The organism is Allobosea sp. P5_A5, from assembly GCF_056400625.1.
Genome location: NZ_JBFUKY010000003.1, coordinates 136,740 through 152,502 on the forward strand (window position 1 = coordinate 136,740; position 15,763 = coordinate 152,502).

A 15,763-nucleotide genomic window follows, 5' to 3' on the forward strand; every position below is an offset into this window, starting at 1 on the left:
GAGAAATGCCGGCTCCTGCCCCGGCTGCGGCCGGTTGGTCATCAGGACGACGCGTCTTGGCCAACCTCCTGCCGGGTCTGGAACTATTCCCGCTCCGCGCCAGACCGAAATGACCGCCTTCAGGCCACCGGGGACAGTGTCACGGCAAAAAGTTCGCCTGCACCCTCGATGGTGAGTTCGACGGTGCCCGGGCCATCGAGCACCGCGCTGTCGCCCGCGACCAGACCCTCACCGTTGACGTGCCAAGCGCCGCGCCGTGTCACCAAAATCAGTAATCCCCGGCCAGCCGCCATCTGATGGGTCCCGTTGGTCAATCGCGAGACGTTGTGCGTCCAGCGACCCCGCCGGCTCATCACGTTGAGATCGTCGATCGGGCCGTCAGTCAGCCGGCCGCTCACGGCGCGGTCGGCGGCAAAGAAAAACGGCTCGGACGATCGATCGAGTTCAACCGTCTCGCCATCGTCGAACACCAGCGCCAGGCCCTGACCGCCGAGCAAAGACAGCGTGCGATCGATACCCGGAAACGACGAGAACGGACCATCCGCGCCGACATGCGCCATCGAGATGCGCCAGTCGAAATCGCTCAGGGCTGCGCCGGGTGGCGAAACAGCGATTTCGGTGGTGGTTCCGCCGCCGTTCTTCCACGGCATCGTCGCGTAGTCGGCGGCGCGGATGATGCGCATGATGTCCTCCATCGTCATTCCGGGAGCCCGCGCAGCGGAGGACCCGAAACCATAACGGGCGTGTCCTTCTCGTCATGGTCGGCCTTGTGCCGACCATCCACGTCTTCTCCGGCGAGCGTCGTGGTCAAGACGTGGGTTCTCGCCACGAGGGCGAGAATGACGGTAAGCCTCGCCCGCTCGTGGGTTCCGGGTTCGCGCCTTTGGCGCGCCCCGGAATGACCGGATCATCAGCCCAAGATCCCCGGTAGCTTCAGGCCCTTCTCGCGGGCGCAATCCAGCGCGGTGTCATAGCCGGCATCGGCATGCCGCATCACGCCCGTCGCCGGGTCGTTCCAGAGCACGCGCTCCAGCCGCTTGGCCGCCTCGGGCGTTCCATCCGCGACGATGACCACGCCGGAATGCTGCGAATAGCCCATGCCGACGCCGCCGCCATGATGCAGCGAAACCCAGGTCGCGCCGCCGGCCGTGTTCAGCAAGGCGTTGAGCAGCGGCCAGTCGGACACGGCGTCCGAGCCGTCCTTCATCGCTTCGGTCTCACGGTTCGGGGAGGCGACCGAGCCGGAATCGAGATGGTCGCGGCCGATCACGACGGGCGCCTTCAGTTCGCCCTTCGCCACCATCTCGTTGAAGGCCAAGCCCAGCCGGTGGCGGTCACCCAGCCCGACCCAGCAGATGCGTGCCGGCAGGCCCTGGAACTGGATGCGCTCGCGCGCCATGTCGAGCCAGTTGTGCAGATGCGCATCGTCCGGCATCAGCTCCTTCACCTTGGCGTCGGTCTTGTAGATGTCCTCCGGGTCGCCTGAGAGCGCCGCCCAGCGGAACGGCCCGACGCCCCGGCAGAACAGCGGGCGGATATAGGCCGGCACGAAGCCGGGAAAATCGAAGGCGTTGGCGACGCCCATATCCTTCGCCATTTGGCGGATATTGTTGCCGTAATCGAGCGTCGGCACACCCATCGTCTGGAAGTCGAGCATCGCTTTCACGTGGCTTGCCATCGAGCGCTTGGCGGCCTCAATGGTGCCGGCGGGGTCGCGTTCCCGACGCTCCTCCCACTCGTCCAGCGTCCAGCCAGCGGGCAGGTAGCCGTTCAGCGGATCATGCGCCGATGTCTGGTCCGTGACGACGTCGGGGCGGATGCCGCGCCTGACCATGTCCGGAAACACCTCGGCGGCATTGCCGAGCACGCCGACCGAGACGGCCTTGCCCTCGGCATGCGCCGCCTCAACGATTTTGATCGCGTCGTCGATGCTGTCGGCCTTCTCGTCGAGATAGCGCGTTCGCAGGCGAAACTCGATCGAGGACGGCTTGCACTCCACCGCGATCATCGAGGCGCCCGCCATCGTCGCGGCCAGCGGCTGCGCTCCGCCCATGCCGCCAAGCCCACCGGTCAGGATCCATTTGCCCTTGAGCGACCCGCCATAATGCTGTCGGCCGATCTCGACGAAGGTCTCGTAGGTGCCCTGCACGATGCCCTGCGTGCCGATATAGATCCAGGAGCCGGCGGTCATCTGGCCGTACATCATCAGCCCGAGCTTATCGAGATGGTGGAAATGCTCCCAATTGGCATAGGCCGGGACGAGGTTCGAATTCGCGATCAGCACGCGCGGCGCGTCCGCGTGGGTCTTGAAGATGCCGACCGGTTTGCCGGACTGGACCAGCAGCGTCTCGTCGGCCTCCAGCGACCGCAAAGAGGCTACGATACGGTCGAAATCCTCCCAGGAGCGGGCAGCGCGGCCGATCCCGCCATAGACCACGAGTTCGCCGGGCTTCTCGGCGACGTCCGGGTCGAGATTGTTCATCAGCATGCGCAAGGGAGCTTCCGTCAGCCAGCTTTTGGCCGAAAGCTCCGTGCCGCGTGGGCTGCGGATGACGCGGCTATTGTCGATGCGGGTCATGAACGGCTCCGTCGGAGGGTGGCGGCTGCGTCGAGCGCGGCGGAAATGGTGGCGCCGAGCGCCGATTGCAGGGTGGCCGCCCTGGTCGCATCGAAGGTCCAGGGCGCGCCTTCCGCGACGAGATAGGCGCTCAGGGCCTTTTCCATCTGGATCGCGTGGACCTGCTGCGCCGGCCGGCCGTAATGGCGGGTGATCCAGCCGCCCTTGAAGCGGCCGTTTCTGACGTGGCTCAGCGGCTGCCGACCCATCGCTTCGGCCGCGGCGTTCTCTACCTCCGCTGCGCAGCTCGTCCCGGAATTCGTGCCAAGATTGAGCATCGGCAGCGTGCCGGGAAAGAGCCGCGGGATGACCGACTTGATCGAATGGCAATCCCACAGCAGGCAATAGCCATGCTCGGCCTTCACCCGTGCGATCTCCGCCGCGAGCGCCTCGTGATAGGGCTGAAAATACGCAATCCTGCGCCGCTCGATCTCGGCCGCATCCGGCGGGGTCCGCCAGATCGGCGCCCCGTCGAAGGTCGTGGTCGGCACCAGTTCGGTCGTCGCCTGGCCGGGATAAAGCGAGACGCCGGCAGGGTCCCGGTTGAGATCGATGACGAAGCGCGAGAGCTTCGCCTCGACGATGCTCGGCTGGAAGCGATCGGCGAAGGCGTAGACCTGCCGCATATGCCAGTCGGTGTCCTCGACCAGATGCCCGCGCTCGTTCAGCTGCGCCGCGACCTCAGGCGGGAGCCCGGTGCCGGGATGCGGCATGGACAGCACCAGCGGGGAGGAGCCGGGGGTGACCGTGACGATGTCCGGCATCACTTTGAAAACTCCGCGAACGTATCGAGCCCGGCCGCCGTGCCGACGGCGCCGGACAGCACGAATTCCGTCGCCGCCGCGAGGTCGGGCGCCAGGTAGCGATCCTCGGTCAGTGGCGCGATCTTCTCCCGCAGCAGCGCCAGCACCGGCTCCAGCCTGGCGCTGGTCTTCAGCGGGCGGTGATGCTCGATCGCCTCCGCCGCTGCCATCAGCTCCACGCCGATGATGCTGGCGGCATTCCGCGCCATGTCGATCAGGCGGAAGGCGCCATGCGTTGCCATCGAGACATGGTCCTCCTGGTTGGCGGAGGTCGGGATCGTATCGACGGAAGCGGGATAGGCCTTCTGCTTGTTCTCGGAGGCCAGCGCCGCGGCCGTCACCTGCGCGATCATGAAGCCGGAGTTGAGCCCGGCATCGCGAGCGAGGAAGGGCGGCAGGCCGCTCATCACGGGGTCGACCAGCAGCGCCATGCGCCGCTCCGAAAGATTGCCGATCTCGCAGACGCCGATCGCCAGCATGTCGGCCGCGAAGGCGACCGGCTCGGCATGGAAATTCCCGCCCGAGACGATTTCGCCCGGCCCGAGCACGAGCGGATTGTCCGTGACGGCATTGGCCTCGATCGCCAGCGTCGCCGCGACATTGCCAAGCAGGTCGCGCACCGCGCCCATTACCTGCGGCTGGCAGCGCAGCGAATAAGGGTCCTGCACCTTGCTGTCCCCATGGCGATGGCTTTCGCGGATGGCGCTGCCGGCGATCAGCTCCAGCAAGGTCCGCGCCACGCGGATCTGGCCGGGCTGGCCGCGAAGCTGCTGGATGCGCGGATCGAACGGCGTGTCGGAGCCCTTCAGCGCATCGACGGAGAGCGCGCCCGCCACGATCGCCGCATCGAACACCCGCGTGATCGCGACGAGCCCGGCCAGCGCGATGGTCGTCGAAACCTGCGTGCCATTGATCAGCGCGAGCCCTTCCTTGGCGCCAAGCGTCAGGACGGACAGGCCGGCGCGCTCGATCCCTGCGGCCGCCGGCAACGTCTCACCATCGATCCGGATGTCGCCGAAGCCCATCAGCGCCGCGGTCATATGGGCCAGCGGTGCCAGATCGCCTGACGCGCCGACCGAGCCCTTGGCAGGAATGAGAGGCAGGGCATCGGCGGCGAGCGCCGCCGTCAAGGCATCGACCACGGCAAGGCGCACGCCCGAAGCGCCGCGCGAAAGGCTGGCGGCCTTCATCGCCAGCAGCAGACGCACGATGCTGTCGGGCAGGGCAGGGCCGGTGCCGACCGCATGCGACAGGATCAGATTGCGCTGGAGCTGCGCCAGATCGGCATCCGCGATACGCACGCTGGCGAGCTTCCCGAAGCCGGTATTGACGCCATAGGTCACGGTGCCGGCCGCGACGATCTCGTCGACGATCTTCTGCCCTGCGGCAATCGAGCGGCCGCTGTCGCCGTCTATCGCCGCGGTCGCGCCGTCGAGAATGGCGCGCCAATCCGTCAGCGAGGCGGCGCCGGGGGAAAGCGAGATGCGTGTCATTGTCCGTTCCAGATGCGGGCATGCAGCGGGTTGAAGCCGATGCGATAGGCGAGTTCGGCCGGGCGTTCGATATTCCAGATGGCGAGGTCGCAGCGTTTGCCGGCCTCAAGCGTCCCGGTCTCGTCCTGCAATCCGAGCGCGCGGGCGGCGTTGCGGGTCAGCCCCGTCAGCGCCTCCTCCGGCGTCATGCGGAAAAGCGTGCAGGCCATGTTCATCACCAGCAAGGGCGAGGTCAGCGGCGAGGAGCCCGGATTGGCGTCCGTCGCCAGCGCGATCGCCACGCCGTGCTTGCGCATCAGCTCGATCGGCGGCTTTTGCGTTTCGCGCAGAAAATAAAAGGCGCCGGGCAGCACGACCGCGACGGTGCCGGCCTTGGCCATCGCCACGACGCCGGCCTCGTCGAGATATTCGAGATGGTCGGCCGAAAGAGCGCCCATCTCGGCTGCGAGCTTGGCCCCGCCGAGATTGGAGAGCTGCTCGGCATGAAGCTTGATCGCAAGGCCCTTGGCCTTGGCGGCCTCGAAGACGATCCTGGTTTCCGCGACGGAAAAGGCGATGCCTTCGCAGAAAGCATCCACGGCGTCGGCAAGGTCCTCGGCCACGACGGCATCGAGCATCGGACCCGCGACCAGGGCAGCATAATCGCCGGAGCGGCCCTTGTATTCCGGTGGCACGGCGTGGGCCCCAAGGAAGCTCGTGCGCACCATGACGGGACGCTCCCGGCCGATACGCCGGGCGACGCGCAGCTGCTTCAGTTCGGCGTCCCGCTCCAGCCCATAGCCGGACTTGATCTCGACCGTCGTGACACCTTCCGCCATCAGCGCGGCGAGGCGCCGGTCGGCCGAGGCGAACAACGCGTCTTCGCTGGCGCTGCGCGTCGCTGTGACGGTGGAGAGGATGCCGCCGCCGGCCCGCGCGATCTCCTCATAGCTGGCCCCTTGCAGGCGCAGTTCGAACTCATGGGCGCGGTCGCCGCCATGCACGAGATGGGTGTGACAATCGATCAACCCGGGCGTGATCCAGCGCCCTTCGCAATCGATCGTCTCGGTGGCTTCGAAGGGGGGCACGCCGTGACGTGGGCCGGCATAGACGATCCGGCCATCGCGAGCAGCGATGACGCCGTCCTCGATGGCGCCGTAGGGCATCCCGCCGGCCATTGTCGCCAGTCGGGCGTTCGTCCACACCCGGTCGCAGCTGGTCGTCCCGTCTCGCGTTTCGGCCACGTCGCATTCTCCCCGCGAGCCTTGCCCGCTATGCTTGTGTCGCGAATATGCTATCTAATTGCATATGCAAATGACAAGTGGTTATTTGCATATGCAAATCTCGACGGAGCCGAGCCGTGACCGAAACCCTGCATCTGGCCGAAGCGCTGCTGCCGCTCGGCTTTGCCCGCAATGTGAAGGTGACGGTCGAGGATGGCACGATCACGGCGGTCGAGGCCGATTGCCGGGCGGACGGTGCGGGCCGTCGCTTCGCGGGCCTGGCCTTGCCCGGCATGCCGAACCTGCACAGCCATGCTTTCCAGCGTGGCATGGCGGGGCTGTCCGAGCGACGAGGTGCCCCGGAGGATTCGTTCTGGACCTGGCGGGAGGTGATGTACCGCTTCCTCGACAGGCTCGATCCCGATGATGTGCAGTCGATCGCTGCGCAGGCCTTCGTCGAAATGCTCGAGGGCGGCTTCACCGCTCTCGCCGAATTCCACTACCTGCACCACGATAAGGACGGACGAGCCTATGCGAACATCGCCGCGATGGCCGAGGCGGTCGCGGCGGCCGCCGCTGAGACCGGGCTCGGCCTGACCCTGCTGCCCGTGTTTTATCGCTACGACAATTTTGGCCAGGCGCCCTCGGTCCATGGCCAGCGGCGCTTCGTCAATGACCACGAGTCTTATGGGCGCCTGCTGGACGCGAGCATGGCTGCGATCCGCGATCTGCCGGATTCGCGGCTCGGGGTCGCGCCCCATTCGCTGCGCGCCGTGGCGCGCGAAGATCTCGGCTGGCTTGCCTCCCTGCGGCCGGACGAACCCGTCCACATCCATGTCGCCGAGCAGATGCGGGAGGTTGAGGACAGCCTGAAGCTAACCGGCCGGCGCCCGGTCGAGCTCTTGATGGAGACTGTCCAGCTCGACAGGCGCTGGTGCCTGATCCACGCGACGCATCTCAGCGACGCAGAGCGGGACGGCATCGCCCACTCTGGCGCGGTCGCAGGTCTTTGCCCGATCACCGAATCGAGCCTCGGCGACGGCATTTTCGATGGTGTCCGTTATCGAGAGGCGGGCGGCGCGCTGGGGATCGGCAGCGACTCCAACATCCAGATCGATGCCGGTGCCGAATTGCGTCAGCTCGAATATTCCCAGCGCCTGCGCGACAGGCGCCGCGCGCTCTTCTCCGAAGACCAGGCATCGACGGGGCTGGCCCTCTGGCAGGCCGCCTGCGCTGGCGGCGCGCGGGCCTGCGGCCGGGCGATTGGACGGCTCGCGCCGGGCTCGCGCGCCGATTTTATCACGCTGGATCTCGACCAGCCCGCAATCGTCGGCAAGAGCGGCGCAGACGCGCTGGACAGCGCGATCTTTGCGGCCAACGCCCTGCCTTTGCGCGACGTGGTCGTCGGTGGCAGGACCGTGGTGAGCGAGGGCCGCCATCATGCCCGCGAGCAGGTGCGCTCGCGTTTCGGCTTGACGATGCGCCGCCTGCTGGCAGCTTAGGTCGGATGATGGCGCAGACGCAGCTCGACGCGGTGAAGCTCGACGGAGCCGGCCCGGTCTATGATCAGATCCGGCGCGCCATCCGCGATCTCGTGGTGGGCGGCGCCTGGCCGCCGGGCACCTCGGTGCCGCCCGAACATGCACTGATGGAACAACTCGGGACGTCCCGCATGACGGTGCACCGGGCGCTCGTCCAGCTTGCGGGCGAAGGCCTGATCACACGCCGCCGCCGCTCCGGCACCGTCGTGGCGAGCCCGCCCGCCAGCCATGCCATGTTCGACATCCTCTCGATACCCGAGGAGGTCGAACGGCTGGGCCAGCTTTATGCCCACGAGATCCTGTCGCGCGGAACCGGTAAGGTCTCGCCGGAGATTGCTGAGCGGTTCGGGCTGAAGCGCGGGGATAAAGTCGTCCACCTGTCGGTCTTGCATCGCGGCGACGGGCGCCCGCATGTGTTGGAGGAGCGAGTGATCCACCTCGCGGCCGTTCCGGGGGCTTTAGCGGAGAGTTTCGCCCAGGTGCCGCCGGGCGATTGGCTGCTCCGGAACACGCTCTGGTCGCAAGCCGAGCATGCCATCAGCGCTGTCGGTGCCTCGACGGCGGATGCCGCGCTGTTGCAGGTTCCGGACGGCGAGCCATGTTTGCTCGTGGAGCGCCGGACCTGGAACCAGGACCGGCCGGTGACAGCGGTCAGATTGCTCTATCCAGGCCCGAGGCATCGCTTTGTCGGGCGCTTCGGCCCTTACGGCCCAGCCTGACGCGCAGGACCTGCTCACACAAAAAAGCCCGCCATCGCTGGCGGGCTTTGAAGAGGCTTTGGAAGCGGTCGATCAGCAGGGGTAGCTGACGCGGCGGCCCCATTCGTCGCGGCCGTAGCAAGACTGCTGCGTCGCCGCGCCACCGATGATGGCGCCGCTGGCACCGCCGATGGCCGCGCCGGCAAGCGCGCCGCCGGCCCGGCCCGTCGCCGCGCCACCGATGATCGCACCGGCACCCGCACCAACGAGCGCGCCCGTGCCGGCATTCTGTTCGCGCGGGGTGCAGGCGCCGATGGCTGCGCCGAGCGCGACGATGAGCATGAGCTTCTTCATGGGCGGTGTTCCTCCGATGGTTTCAGTGTCGCTGACGCCTCAACGGGGCGTCGAACCAAAGGTTCCCGCCGCCTGAGCGCGGTCAGGCAAATGCGTTGGGCCGCGTCGGTGCGCTTTAGACGGAGTGGCTGGGCCGGTCGCGATGGCCGCCTCGAAGCCTCGCCAAAAGCCTGGAACCTTCCCGAAAAGCCGGCGTTGCATTGGCAAGTCCAACGGATATGGCCGCGAACGCCGGTTCGTTGCCATGCCGAACAGTGGAGGAGCAGACGATGTCGATGTCCAGCGTTTCGACGAGCGGTAGCCCGCTCATCGCCGGGGCCCGCGTCGCCGGCACGGATGTCTATAACGCCGCCGGCGATCATCTTGGCGAGATTTATGACGTGATGCTCGACAAGCAGACGGGCAAGGTCGCCTACGCGATCATGTCCTTCGGCGGCTTTCTCGGCCTTGGCGAGAAGTACCACCCGATTCCCTGGAGCGTGCTCGATTACGATCGGCAGCGCGGTGGGTATGTGGTGCCGCTCACCAAGGACAAGTTGGAGGCCGCGCCGATGTACGACAGCGAAGGCGAGCCCGACTGGGAAGACAAGGCTTACGGCAAGCGTGTCCATGATTACTACGGCACGATGCCCTACTGGATGATGTAGCGGCTGCCAGTTGCAGGTCGCGGCGGTTGCTATCCCCCCAGCCGAACCGTCGTGGCGGCGGGATGCGGGCCGAAAGGCCCGCATCTTCCGTTTTATAAAGGGCACTCGGAGGGCGCCTTTCCCGATGACCGAACGGAACCTGCGGCTCCTTTCGGCGTCTGTACTTGGAAATGGGGAACCGGTGCGCGCTTGTTGCCGCGCGTTTGTCTCGAGGAATTGGACATGCGAATCCGCTACGGCTATCGGATCGAGCTGGTCTGCGCGACAGAAACGGCGCTGATGACCCTTTTGGACGTGCACCCGTCGCGGCGCCATGACCTGACGGGCCCCGACGAGATGCGCGTCACATCATTGATGGATGAGCGTCAGCCTGTGGCGGTCAGTCAGCATCTCGATGCGTACGGCAACATCTGCCGCAGGATTGTTGCGCCTCCGGGCGGTATTCGCCTGGAGTCCGAAGGCGTCATCTTCGACTCGGGAAAACCTGACACCATCGTGCCGAATGCCCGGGAGGTGCCGCCGGCACGTTTGCCGGACGAGGTGCTGCCGTTCCTGCTCGGTAGTCGTTATTGCGAGACGGACAAGCTCAGCGGGCAAGCTTGGAACCTCTTCGGCAGCACCACCCCAGGCTGGCAGCGTGTCCAGGCGATCGTGGACTTCGTGCATAATCACCTGACCTTCGGATATCACTTCGCACGTTCGACCCGGACAGCGGCGGAAGCTTTCGATGAGCGGGTCGGCGTCTGCCGGGATTTCGCCCATTTGGCCGTGGCACTGTGCCGCTGCATGAACATCCCGGCCCGTTACTGCAATGGCTACCTCGGAGACATCGGCGTGCCCTACAACCCGGCCCCGATGGATTTTAACGCCTGGTTCGAGGTGTATCTGGGCGGGCGCTGGCACACCTTCGATGCCCGCCATAACGAGCCGCGCATCGGGCGCATCGTGATCTGCCGGGGACGGGATGCTACGGACACCGCGATGATCAGCTCCTTCGGGCCGCATACGCTGCAGCGCTTCGAGGTCGTCACCGAGGAAATCGACGACAATCCGATGCCGCTCGCATCTCGGGCCTTCGGCCAGTTTTCTGTTCGGCCGGCGATGTAAGCTTGCTGGCATCCTGCGGCTTAGATCAAGTTCATCATGATACGTCACATTGTGGTTGCGAATGCGCGCGCCGGCACGGTTCTGGAGGCCGGCGCCGACGTGTTCGAGGCGAGGCTGAAGGCCGCGTTCGCCGCCTGCGGGTCGCAGGCGGAGATCAGGCTCGTGCCGCCGCGCGACATCGACGACGCTCTTTCGCTGGCTATCGAGGCCGATGATGCAATCCCTGTGATCGCCGGCGGTGATGGCAGTATCAACCGGGCTCTTCCCGTTCTGATCCAGGCCCCGCGCCCTGTCGGTGTGCTGCCGATGGGAACGGTCAACGTGCTGGGCCGGGATCTCGGCTTTTACGGAACGCTGGAGCAGCAGGTTGCAGCGCTTTGCGAGGGCGAGCCGATCCGGATGGATGTCGGCCGCGTCAACGACCGCATGTTCCATTCGCTTTCGGGGATAGGCTTTTTCAGCCTGATGGCGCGTGAGCGCGAACACGCCCGGCGCCGCTTTCCGTTCAGCCGGGCGGTGGCTTTCGCGTTTGCAGCGACACGCTCGATCCTGTTCACGCGTCCGATCAGTGTGGATATTCTGATCGGCGACGACCACGTCACGGTCGACGCCGACGCGGTGCTGGTCACGGTCAACCGTTTCGACGGTGCCGATTGGCGCCGCGACGCCTTAGATGGCGGGACGTTCGAGGTTCACATCCTCAATTCGGGCGGCCTTTATTCGCGAACCAAGGCGGCGCTGTCGGTTGCGTCCGGCCGTTGGCGGGGGTCGAGCAATCTGGTCTCCTTCACCGGGGAGGCCGTCACCTTGAAGCGGCGCGACAAGCGCCGGGGGCACGTCACCTTCGATGGAGAGGTCGAGCGCCGGAGCGGTGCGCAGGCCTATACGGTTCTTCCCAAGGCACTGCACGTCATCGCCGGCCGTAAGCAGGCTTCGTGATGGAAGCCCTGCCTCCCGCGAAAATCGACCGGGCCGCCGCTCAGCCCACGCTCGCCAGCCGGACGCCCGCGCCACTGCGCCCCAACCTCATCTTTCCGATCGCCGCGGGTCTCGCATTCGTTGTCCTGACCGTACTGATCGCGCGGGGCTATCACTTCGCCTTCGACCGCAGCCTGATCTTGCTGATGCGCGTGCCCGGCGACCCCTCGACGCCGCTCGGGCCAAGCTGGTTTCAGGAAGCGGTGCGGGACATGACCTCGCTCGGCAGCTTCGTCGGACTGTTCTTCATGACGCTGACGGCCGTCCTGACGCTCTGGGTCTGCCACCGTCGGCGTCTTGCCATTGGCCTCACAATCAGCGTGCTGGCGGCGTTGATCGCGAGCAATGGCCTTAAAATGGCGATCGGTCGCTCCCGGCCGGATATCGTGACTCACGAAGCGTTGACCTTCACGGCCAGCTTCCCGAGTGGCCACGCCTTCCTGTCCGCCGTAACGCTGCTCTCGATTGCGGGCTTCGTCGGACTTGCGTCCAAACGTGCCGATATCGCCAGACTTTGTCTCACGCTCGCCTGGGTGATGACCGTTCTGATCGGTCTGAGCCGCATCTATCTCGGCGTGCATTGGCCGACGGACGTGCTTGGCGGCTGGCTGCTCGGCGTCGCCTGGGCGAGCCTGGTGACGGCCTGGATCGGACGCTGGGCGGCCTCGTCCGAGCCGGCCTGAGTGGCCTGACTCAGCGCATGTCTATGGTAGCGTTGACCCCAAGATCGGGCGTCCGCCCGAGAATCCGCGCTGTGGCCAGCTTGAACGCGACCAGTACGCTGCTCGAGGGCCCGTCCCAGATTTCGGCTGAGATCGGCGTTAGTGCCAGGATCGTCGCATCTGGGTCATCGGCGCGATTGGGAAACCAGGCATCCGCCATGGGCGTCCAGATATCGCGAAGCAGCGCACGATCGACCACCTCCGATGCGGCGCAGGTGATGGCCGCGTAGAAATTGCGGTCTTCCTGGCTGATCGCGATCGAGACGGAGGGCGAGCGCAAGGCTTCGCCGATGACGCCGGTGTGGCGGTGAGAGATGAATAGCAGGCGGTGACGGTCGCGGTCGATATGGCCCGACATCGGCCGGGTCTTCACGCCCTCCGCCGTGACCAGCGAGACCATGTAGACCGGATGCGCGGAAAGCGCGGTCCAGATGCGTTCCTGCAGTTCCGTCTCGGGCATCGCCGCGCTCCTCCTCGCGACATGATGACACGTCACGGTCGCTGACGATATGCCGCCGGCTGGTCGAATTCCGACACGTCGCGGAACTTCGGCTGCAGGATCGCGTTTGGGTGCCGCCGCGGCTTTCTGCCGCTCTGCCAAGGATGATTCATGCCCGCTTCGCGTAACCTGCTTGTTCTTCTCGTCGTCGTCCTCGTTGCTGCACTCGCGGTGACCGGCTATTCTCTATACCAGGAGCGCAAGAAGCCGGAAGGCGTCGAGATTTCCGTGGGCAAGAATGGCCTGTCCGTCGAAAAGAAGTGAGGCCATGGGCGTCCTGCGATGAGTGGGACGCCGCGTCCCTCCCGAACAATGGCCAGCGCAGTGCAAACGGGCTAACAACGGCCCGCCATCACACCGCCCGGGAGAGATCGATGAACGCCCCCTTCAAGAACCTGATCGCTGGCGAATGGGCCGGCGGGGCCAACGCTTCCCGCAACATCAACCCTTCGGACACCAACGACGTCGTCGGCGAGTACGCGCAAGGCACGGTCGAGGACCTGAACAATGCCGTCGCCGCCGCCAAGGCCGCGTTCCCGGCCTGGAGCCGCACGACGCCGCAGGAGCGCTACGACGTCCTGAAAAAGGCGTCGGACGAAATCCTCGCCCGCAAGGAAGAACTCGGCAAGCTGCTCTCGCGCGAAGAGGGCAAGACGCTCGCCGAAGGCATCGGCGAAGCTGGCCGCGCCGGGCAGGTTTTCGCTTTCTTTGCCGGTGAATGCCTGCGGTTGGGCGGTGAGATGATGCCGTCGGTCCGTCCGGGCGTCGGCGTCGAGATCACGCGCGACCCGCTCGGCATTGTCGGCATGATCACGCCGTGGAACTTCCCGATCGCGATCCCGGCCTGGAAAATCGCGCCGGCACTCGCCTGGGGCAACTGCGTCGTCATCAAGCCGGCAGACCTGGTGCCGGGCTCGGCCTGGGCCCTGGTCGACATCATCCAGCGTGCCGGCCTGCCCAAGGGCGTGCTGAACCTTGTCATGGGCCGTGGTTCGGTCGTCGGCCAGGCGCTGCTCGAGCACAAGGACGTCACCGCGATCTCCTTCACCGGCTCGGTCGCGACCGGCCGCAAGGTCGCAGCCGCCTGCATCGCGTCGAACCCGATGAAGAAGGTCCAGCTCGAGATGGGCGGCAAGAACCCGCTCGTCGTGCTCGACGATGCCGATCTCAAGACGGCCGTCGAGGTCGCCGTGAACGGTGCCTTCTTCTCCACCGGGCAGCGCTGCACCGCCTCCTCGCGCCTGATCGTGCAGGCCGGCATTCACGATCGCTTCGTCGAGGCCTGCATCGAACGACTGAAGGGCGTCGTCGTGGACGATGCGCTGAAATCCGGCACGCATATCGGCCCCGTCGTCGACCAGAGCCAGCTCGATCAGGACCTGAAATACATCCAGATCGCCAAGGACGAGGGCGGCAAGCTGGTCTTCGGCGGCGAACTCATCAAGCGCGACACCCCCGGCTTCTATCTCCAGCCGGCGCTGTTCACCGAGACCACCAACGCCATGCGCATCTCGCGCGAGGAGGTTTTTGGACCGGTCGCCAACATCGTCCGCGTCAAGGATTACGACGAGGCGTTGAACGTCGCCAACGACACCGAGTTCGGCTTGTCCTCGGGCATCTGCACGACGTCGCTGAAATACGCCACGCACTTCAAGCGCAACAGCGAGGCCGGCATGGTGATGGTCAATCTGCCGACGGCGGGCGTGGACTATCACGTCCCGTTCGGCGGCCGGAAAGGCTCGAGCTACGGCTCGCGCGAGCAGGGCGCCTATGCCAAGGAGTTCTACAGCACAGTCAAGACGGCCTACACGCTGGCCTGATCGGTCCAAACAGACTGGACGATCCCACGGCCCCGGCTTACCGCCGGGGCCGTTTTCATGTCGGGGCCGGCCCGCTGAGCCGGTCCGCCAATGCAAGCCCGACCAGCCCCGTCAGCAGGGTGATGCCGCCAAGCGTCGCAATGACGGGGGCAAGGCCGAAGGCGGCGAAAAGCGTGGGTGCCATCAGATAGCCAGCCAGCGAGCCGCCGAACACCGCGCACATCTGCAGGCGATAGACCTGGGCGATGCGCTGCGGCGGAAAATCGTGCTGGATGATGTGCAGCAAAGCGAGATTTTCGAACGGCCCGTTGATCGCGGCCAGCGCCGCGCAAGCCATCAGAGCAGCCGTGTTCGGCGCGAAGGGCATCAACAGCACGCCCAGCCCGAAGGTGAGTTTCGACATCACCAGCCACAGCCATGGGCGCTTCGGTGTGATGCCGGCCAGAACAAGGTTGGCCGCGAGGTTGCCGGCGCCATAGGCGCTCATCATCAGGCTGTAGGCGGTCAGGGGTTCGGGGCTCGTTGCGCGCAGATACAGCGCCATGCCGAGCAGCACGGCCATCGACCAGGTCACATTGCCGACGAAATCGGCGATCAGCCCGAAATGCATCAGGCGGTGGCGCCTGACGGCCCGCGCGCCGCCCATGATCGCGTCGATGACCGAGGACCAGCCGCGGCTTGTTTCCGGCGCCGGCAGCGGTGCGTTCTTAAGCGCCGCGCGGACGCCCAAAGCCGAAAGCAGGAACCCGCCCGCCGTGATCGCGAAGAACTGCCCGATGGGGATGAGTCCGTTGACGAGCGCGATCAGGCTGGGGCCGAGGATGCGCGCCATCCGCCGTGTTGCGTCGAACAGCCCGTTGACGGCATGGCGGATCGAGGTGCCCGGCGCGAGCCGCGGGAGCGTCGCCTGCAAGGCCGGATCATAGACCGAGGTCGCGAGCGCGACCGCACCGGCCGTCACCGCGAGCAGCGGCAGGCTCATGACGCCGAAGGCGCTCGCCGCCGCCAGCAGCAAAAGCAGGATCGCCCGAAGGATGCTGACGGCGACCATGGTCGTGCCATGCCGCCAGCGATCGGTCAGGGCGCCGGCGAACAGGCTGCCGAAAAGCAGAGCGGCCGATTGCAGCGCCGAGATGTAGCCGGCATCGCGCCCGATCAGCGACGACGCGATCCAGATCACGGCCACCATGTAGAATTCCGCACCGGTGGCGGAAAGGAGCTGCGAACTCCAGAGCAGGGCGATGCGCCGGTCGGCCAGCGGTTTGAAGATGAGCATCGGTCA

16 protein-coding genes are annotated in these 15,763 nt (G+C 66.2%); 8 read left to right on the forward strand and 8 right to left on the reverse strand.

The window, feature by feature from the left end:
- Nucleotides 1-119: 119 nt before the first annotated feature.
- The 5 genes from AC1DR6_RS07515 to hutI all read right to left on the reverse strand — a co-directional run bounded on the left by AC1DR6_RS07515 (nucleotide 120) and on the right by hutI (nucleotide 6,070).
- Nucleotides 120-683 (reverse strand): HutD/Ves family protein, encoded by a 564-nt coding sequence (locus AC1DR6_RS07515; RefSeq protein WP_476828578.1) that lies wholly within the window; start codon nucleotides 681-683, stop codon nucleotides 120-122.
- 227 nt (nucleotides 684-910) lie between these two features.
- Complete coding sequence (gene hutU, locus AC1DR6_RS07520) at nucleotides 911-2,578, reverse strand: urocanate hydratase (protein WP_476828579.1); 1,668 nt, start codon at nucleotides 2,576-2,578, stop codon at nucleotides 911-913.
- Nucleotides 2,575-3,381 carry an N-formylglutamate deformylase gene (gene hutG / locus AC1DR6_RS07525; protein WP_476828580.1) on the reverse strand — a complete coding sequence of 269 codons (807 nt, stop codon included), beginning with the start codon at nucleotides 3,379-3,381 and terminating at the stop codon, nucleotides 2,575-2,577. The genes hutU and hutG overlap by 4 nt, the downstream gene beginning before the upstream one ends.
- Nucleotides 3,381-4,913 (reverse strand): histidine ammonia-lyase, encoded by a 1,533-nt coding sequence (gene hutH, locus AC1DR6_RS07530; RefSeq protein ID WP_476828581.1) that lies wholly within the window; start codon nucleotides 4,911-4,913, stop codon nucleotides 3,381-3,383. Before hutH ends, hutG begins: the two co-directional genes overlap by 1 nt.
- Complete coding sequence (gene hutI / locus AC1DR6_RS07535; protein WP_476828985.1) at nucleotides 4,910-6,070, reverse strand: imidazolonepropionase; 1,161 nt, start codon at nucleotides 6,068-6,070, stop codon at nucleotides 4,910-4,912. Before hutI ends, hutH begins: the two co-directional genes overlap by 4 nt.
- Nucleotides 6,071-6,252: 182 nt before the next feature.
- Here hutI and AC1DR6_RS07540 point away from each other — a divergent pair, with 182 nt between their 5' ends.
- Together AC1DR6_RS07540 and AC1DR6_RS07545 are read left to right on the forward strand one after the other, a co-directional pair.
- Nucleotides 6,253-7,617 (forward strand): formimidoylglutamate deiminase, encoded by a 1,365-nt coding sequence (locus tag AC1DR6_RS07540; RefSeq protein WP_476828582.1) that lies wholly within the window; start codon nucleotides 6,253-6,255, stop codon nucleotides 7,615-7,617.
- Between the two features lie 5 nt (nucleotides 7,618-7,622).
- Nucleotides 7,623-8,375, forward strand: coding sequence for a UTRA domain-containing protein (locus AC1DR6_RS07545; RefSeq protein ID WP_476828583.1), 753 nt, complete (start codon nucleotides 7,623-7,625; stop codon nucleotides 8,373-8,375).
- A 72-nt stretch (nucleotides 8,376-8,447) separates the two neighbouring features.
- Here the strand turns inward: AC1DR6_RS07545 and AC1DR6_RS07550 are convergent, their stop codons facing one another.
- Nucleotides 8,448-8,708 carry a glycine zipper domain-containing protein gene (locus AC1DR6_RS07550; RefSeq protein WP_476828584.1) on the reverse strand — a complete coding sequence of 87 codons (261 nt, stop codon included), beginning with the start codon at nucleotides 8,706-8,708 and terminating at the stop codon, nucleotides 8,448-8,450.
- 269 nt (nucleotides 8,709-8,977) lie between these two features.
- On the opposite strand from AC1DR6_RS07550, the gene AC1DR6_RS07555 reads away from it, so the two are divergent.
- The 4 genes from AC1DR6_RS07555 to AC1DR6_RS07570 all read left to right on the forward strand — a co-directional run bounded on the left by AC1DR6_RS07555 (nucleotide 8,978) and on the right by AC1DR6_RS07570 (nucleotide 12,123).
- On the forward strand, nucleotides 8,978-9,355 hold the full coding sequence (locus AC1DR6_RS07555) for a PRC-barrel domain-containing protein (RefSeq protein WP_476828585.1): 378 nt from the start codon (nucleotides 8,978-8,980) through the stop codon (nucleotides 9,353-9,355).
- 222 nt (nucleotides 9,356-9,577) lie between these two features.
- Nucleotides 9,578-10,462 carry a transglutaminase-like domain-containing protein gene (locus tag AC1DR6_RS07560; RefSeq protein WP_476828586.1) on the forward strand — a complete coding sequence of 295 codons (885 nt, stop codon included), beginning with the start codon at nucleotides 9,578-9,580 and terminating at the stop codon, nucleotides 10,460-10,462.
- A gap of 36 nt (nucleotides 10,463-10,498) precedes the next feature.
- Nucleotides 10,499-11,401, forward strand: a complete 903-nt coding sequence (locus AC1DR6_RS07565; RefSeq protein ID WP_476828587.1) for a diacylglycerol/lipid kinase family protein — start codon at nucleotides 10,499-10,501, stop codon at nucleotides 11,399-11,401.
- Nucleotides 11,401-12,123: a phosphatase PAP2 family protein gene (locus tag AC1DR6_RS07570; protein WP_476828588.1), complete on the forward strand. Its 723-nt coding sequence runs from the start codon at nucleotides 11,401-11,403 to the stop codon at nucleotides 12,121-12,123. The genes AC1DR6_RS07565 and AC1DR6_RS07570 overlap by 1 nt, the downstream gene beginning before the upstream one ends.
- Nucleotides 12,124-12,133: 10 nt before the next feature.
- Here AC1DR6_RS07570 and AC1DR6_RS07575 read toward each other — a convergent pair whose 3' ends face one another.
- The gene (locus tag AC1DR6_RS07575; RefSeq protein ID WP_476828589.1) at nucleotides 12,134-12,622 is read right to left on the reverse strand and encodes a pyridoxamine 5'-phosphate oxidase family protein; all 489 of its coding nucleotides are present in this window, start codon (nucleotides 12,620-12,622) and stop codon (nucleotides 12,134-12,136) included.
- A gap of 150 nt (nucleotides 12,623-12,772) precedes the next feature.
- Here AC1DR6_RS07575 and AC1DR6_RS07580 point away from each other — a divergent pair, with 150 nt between their 5' ends.
- On the forward strand, nucleotides 12,773-12,925 hold the full coding sequence (locus tag AC1DR6_RS07580; protein WP_476828590.1) for a hypothetical protein: 153 nt from the start codon (nucleotides 12,773-12,775) through the stop codon (nucleotides 12,923-12,925).
- Nucleotides 12,926-13,035: 110 nt separating this feature from the next.
- Nucleotides 13,036-14,481 (forward strand): aldehyde dehydrogenase family protein, encoded by a 1,446-nt coding sequence (locus AC1DR6_RS07585; protein ID WP_476828591.1) that lies wholly within the window; start codon nucleotides 13,036-13,038, stop codon nucleotides 14,479-14,481.
- 55 nt (nucleotides 14,482-14,536) lie between these two features.
- Here the strand turns inward: AC1DR6_RS07585 and AC1DR6_RS07590 are convergent, their stop codons facing one another.
- A complete protein-coding gene (locus AC1DR6_RS07590; protein WP_476828592.1) occupies nucleotides 14,537-15,757 on the reverse strand; it encodes an MFS transporter in 1,221 nt (406 codons plus the stop codon).
- Nucleotides 15,758-15,763: the final 6 nt, after the last annotated feature.

Excerpts from the sequence above, each read along its gene's own strand:
- AC1DR6_RS07515 (WP_476828578.1), bottom strand. The coding sequence starts at position 683 with ATGCGCATCATCCGCGCCGCCGACTACGCGACGATGCCGTGGAAGAAC.
- hutU (WP_476828579.1), bottom strand. The coding sequence starts at position 2,578 with ATGACCCGCATCGACAATAGCCGCGTCATCCGCAGCCCACGCGGCACG.
- hutG (WP_476828580.1), bottom strand. The coding sequence starts at position 3,381 with ATGCCGGACATCGTCACGGTCACCCCCGGCTCCTCCCCGCTGGTGCTG.
- hutH (WP_476828581.1), bottom strand. The coding sequence starts at position 4,913 with ATGACACGCATCTCGCTTTCCCCCGGCGCCGCCTCGCTGACGGATTGG.
- hutI (WP_476828985.1), bottom strand. The coding sequence starts at position 6,070 with ATGGCCGGCGGGATGCCCTACGGCGCCATCGAGGACGGCGTCATCGCT.
- AC1DR6_RS07545 (WP_476828583.1), top strand. The coding sequence starts at position 7,623 with ATGATGGCGCAGACGCAGCTCGACGCGGTGAAGCTCGACGGAGCCGGC.
- AC1DR6_RS07550 (WP_476828584.1), bottom strand. The coding sequence starts at position 8,708 with ATGAAGAAGCTCATGCTCATCGTCGCGCTCGGCGCAGCCATCGGCGCC.
- AC1DR6_RS07555 (WP_476828585.1), top strand. The coding sequence starts at position 8,978 with ATGTCGATGTCCAGCGTTTCGACGAGCGGTAGCCCGCTCATCGCCGGG.
- AC1DR6_RS07560 (WP_476828586.1), top strand. The coding sequence starts at position 9,578 with ATGCGAATCCGCTACGGCTATCGGATCGAGCTGGTCTGCGCGACAGAA.
- AC1DR6_RS07565 (WP_476828587.1), top strand. The coding sequence starts at position 10,499 with ATGATACGTCACATTGTGGTTGCGAATGCGCGCGCCGGCACGGTTCTG.
- AC1DR6_RS07570 (WP_476828588.1), top strand. The coding sequence starts at position 11,401 with ATGGAAGCCCTGCCTCCCGCGAAAATCGACCGGGCCGCCGCTCAGCCC.
- AC1DR6_RS07575 (WP_476828589.1), bottom strand. The coding sequence starts at position 12,622 with ATGCCCGAGACGGAACTGCAGGAACGCATCTGGACCGCGCTTTCCGCG.
- AC1DR6_RS07580 (WP_476828590.1), top strand. The coding sequence starts at position 12,773 with ATGCCCGCTTCGCGTAACCTGCTTGTTCTTCTCGTCGTCGTCCTCGTT.
- AC1DR6_RS07585 (WP_476828591.1), top strand. The coding sequence starts at position 13,036 with ATGAACGCCCCCTTCAAGAACCTGATCGCTGGCGAATGGGCCGGCGGG.
- AC1DR6_RS07590 (WP_476828592.1), bottom strand. The coding sequence starts at position 15,757 with ATGCTCATCTTCAAACCGCTGGCCGACCGGCGCATCGCCCTGCTCTGG.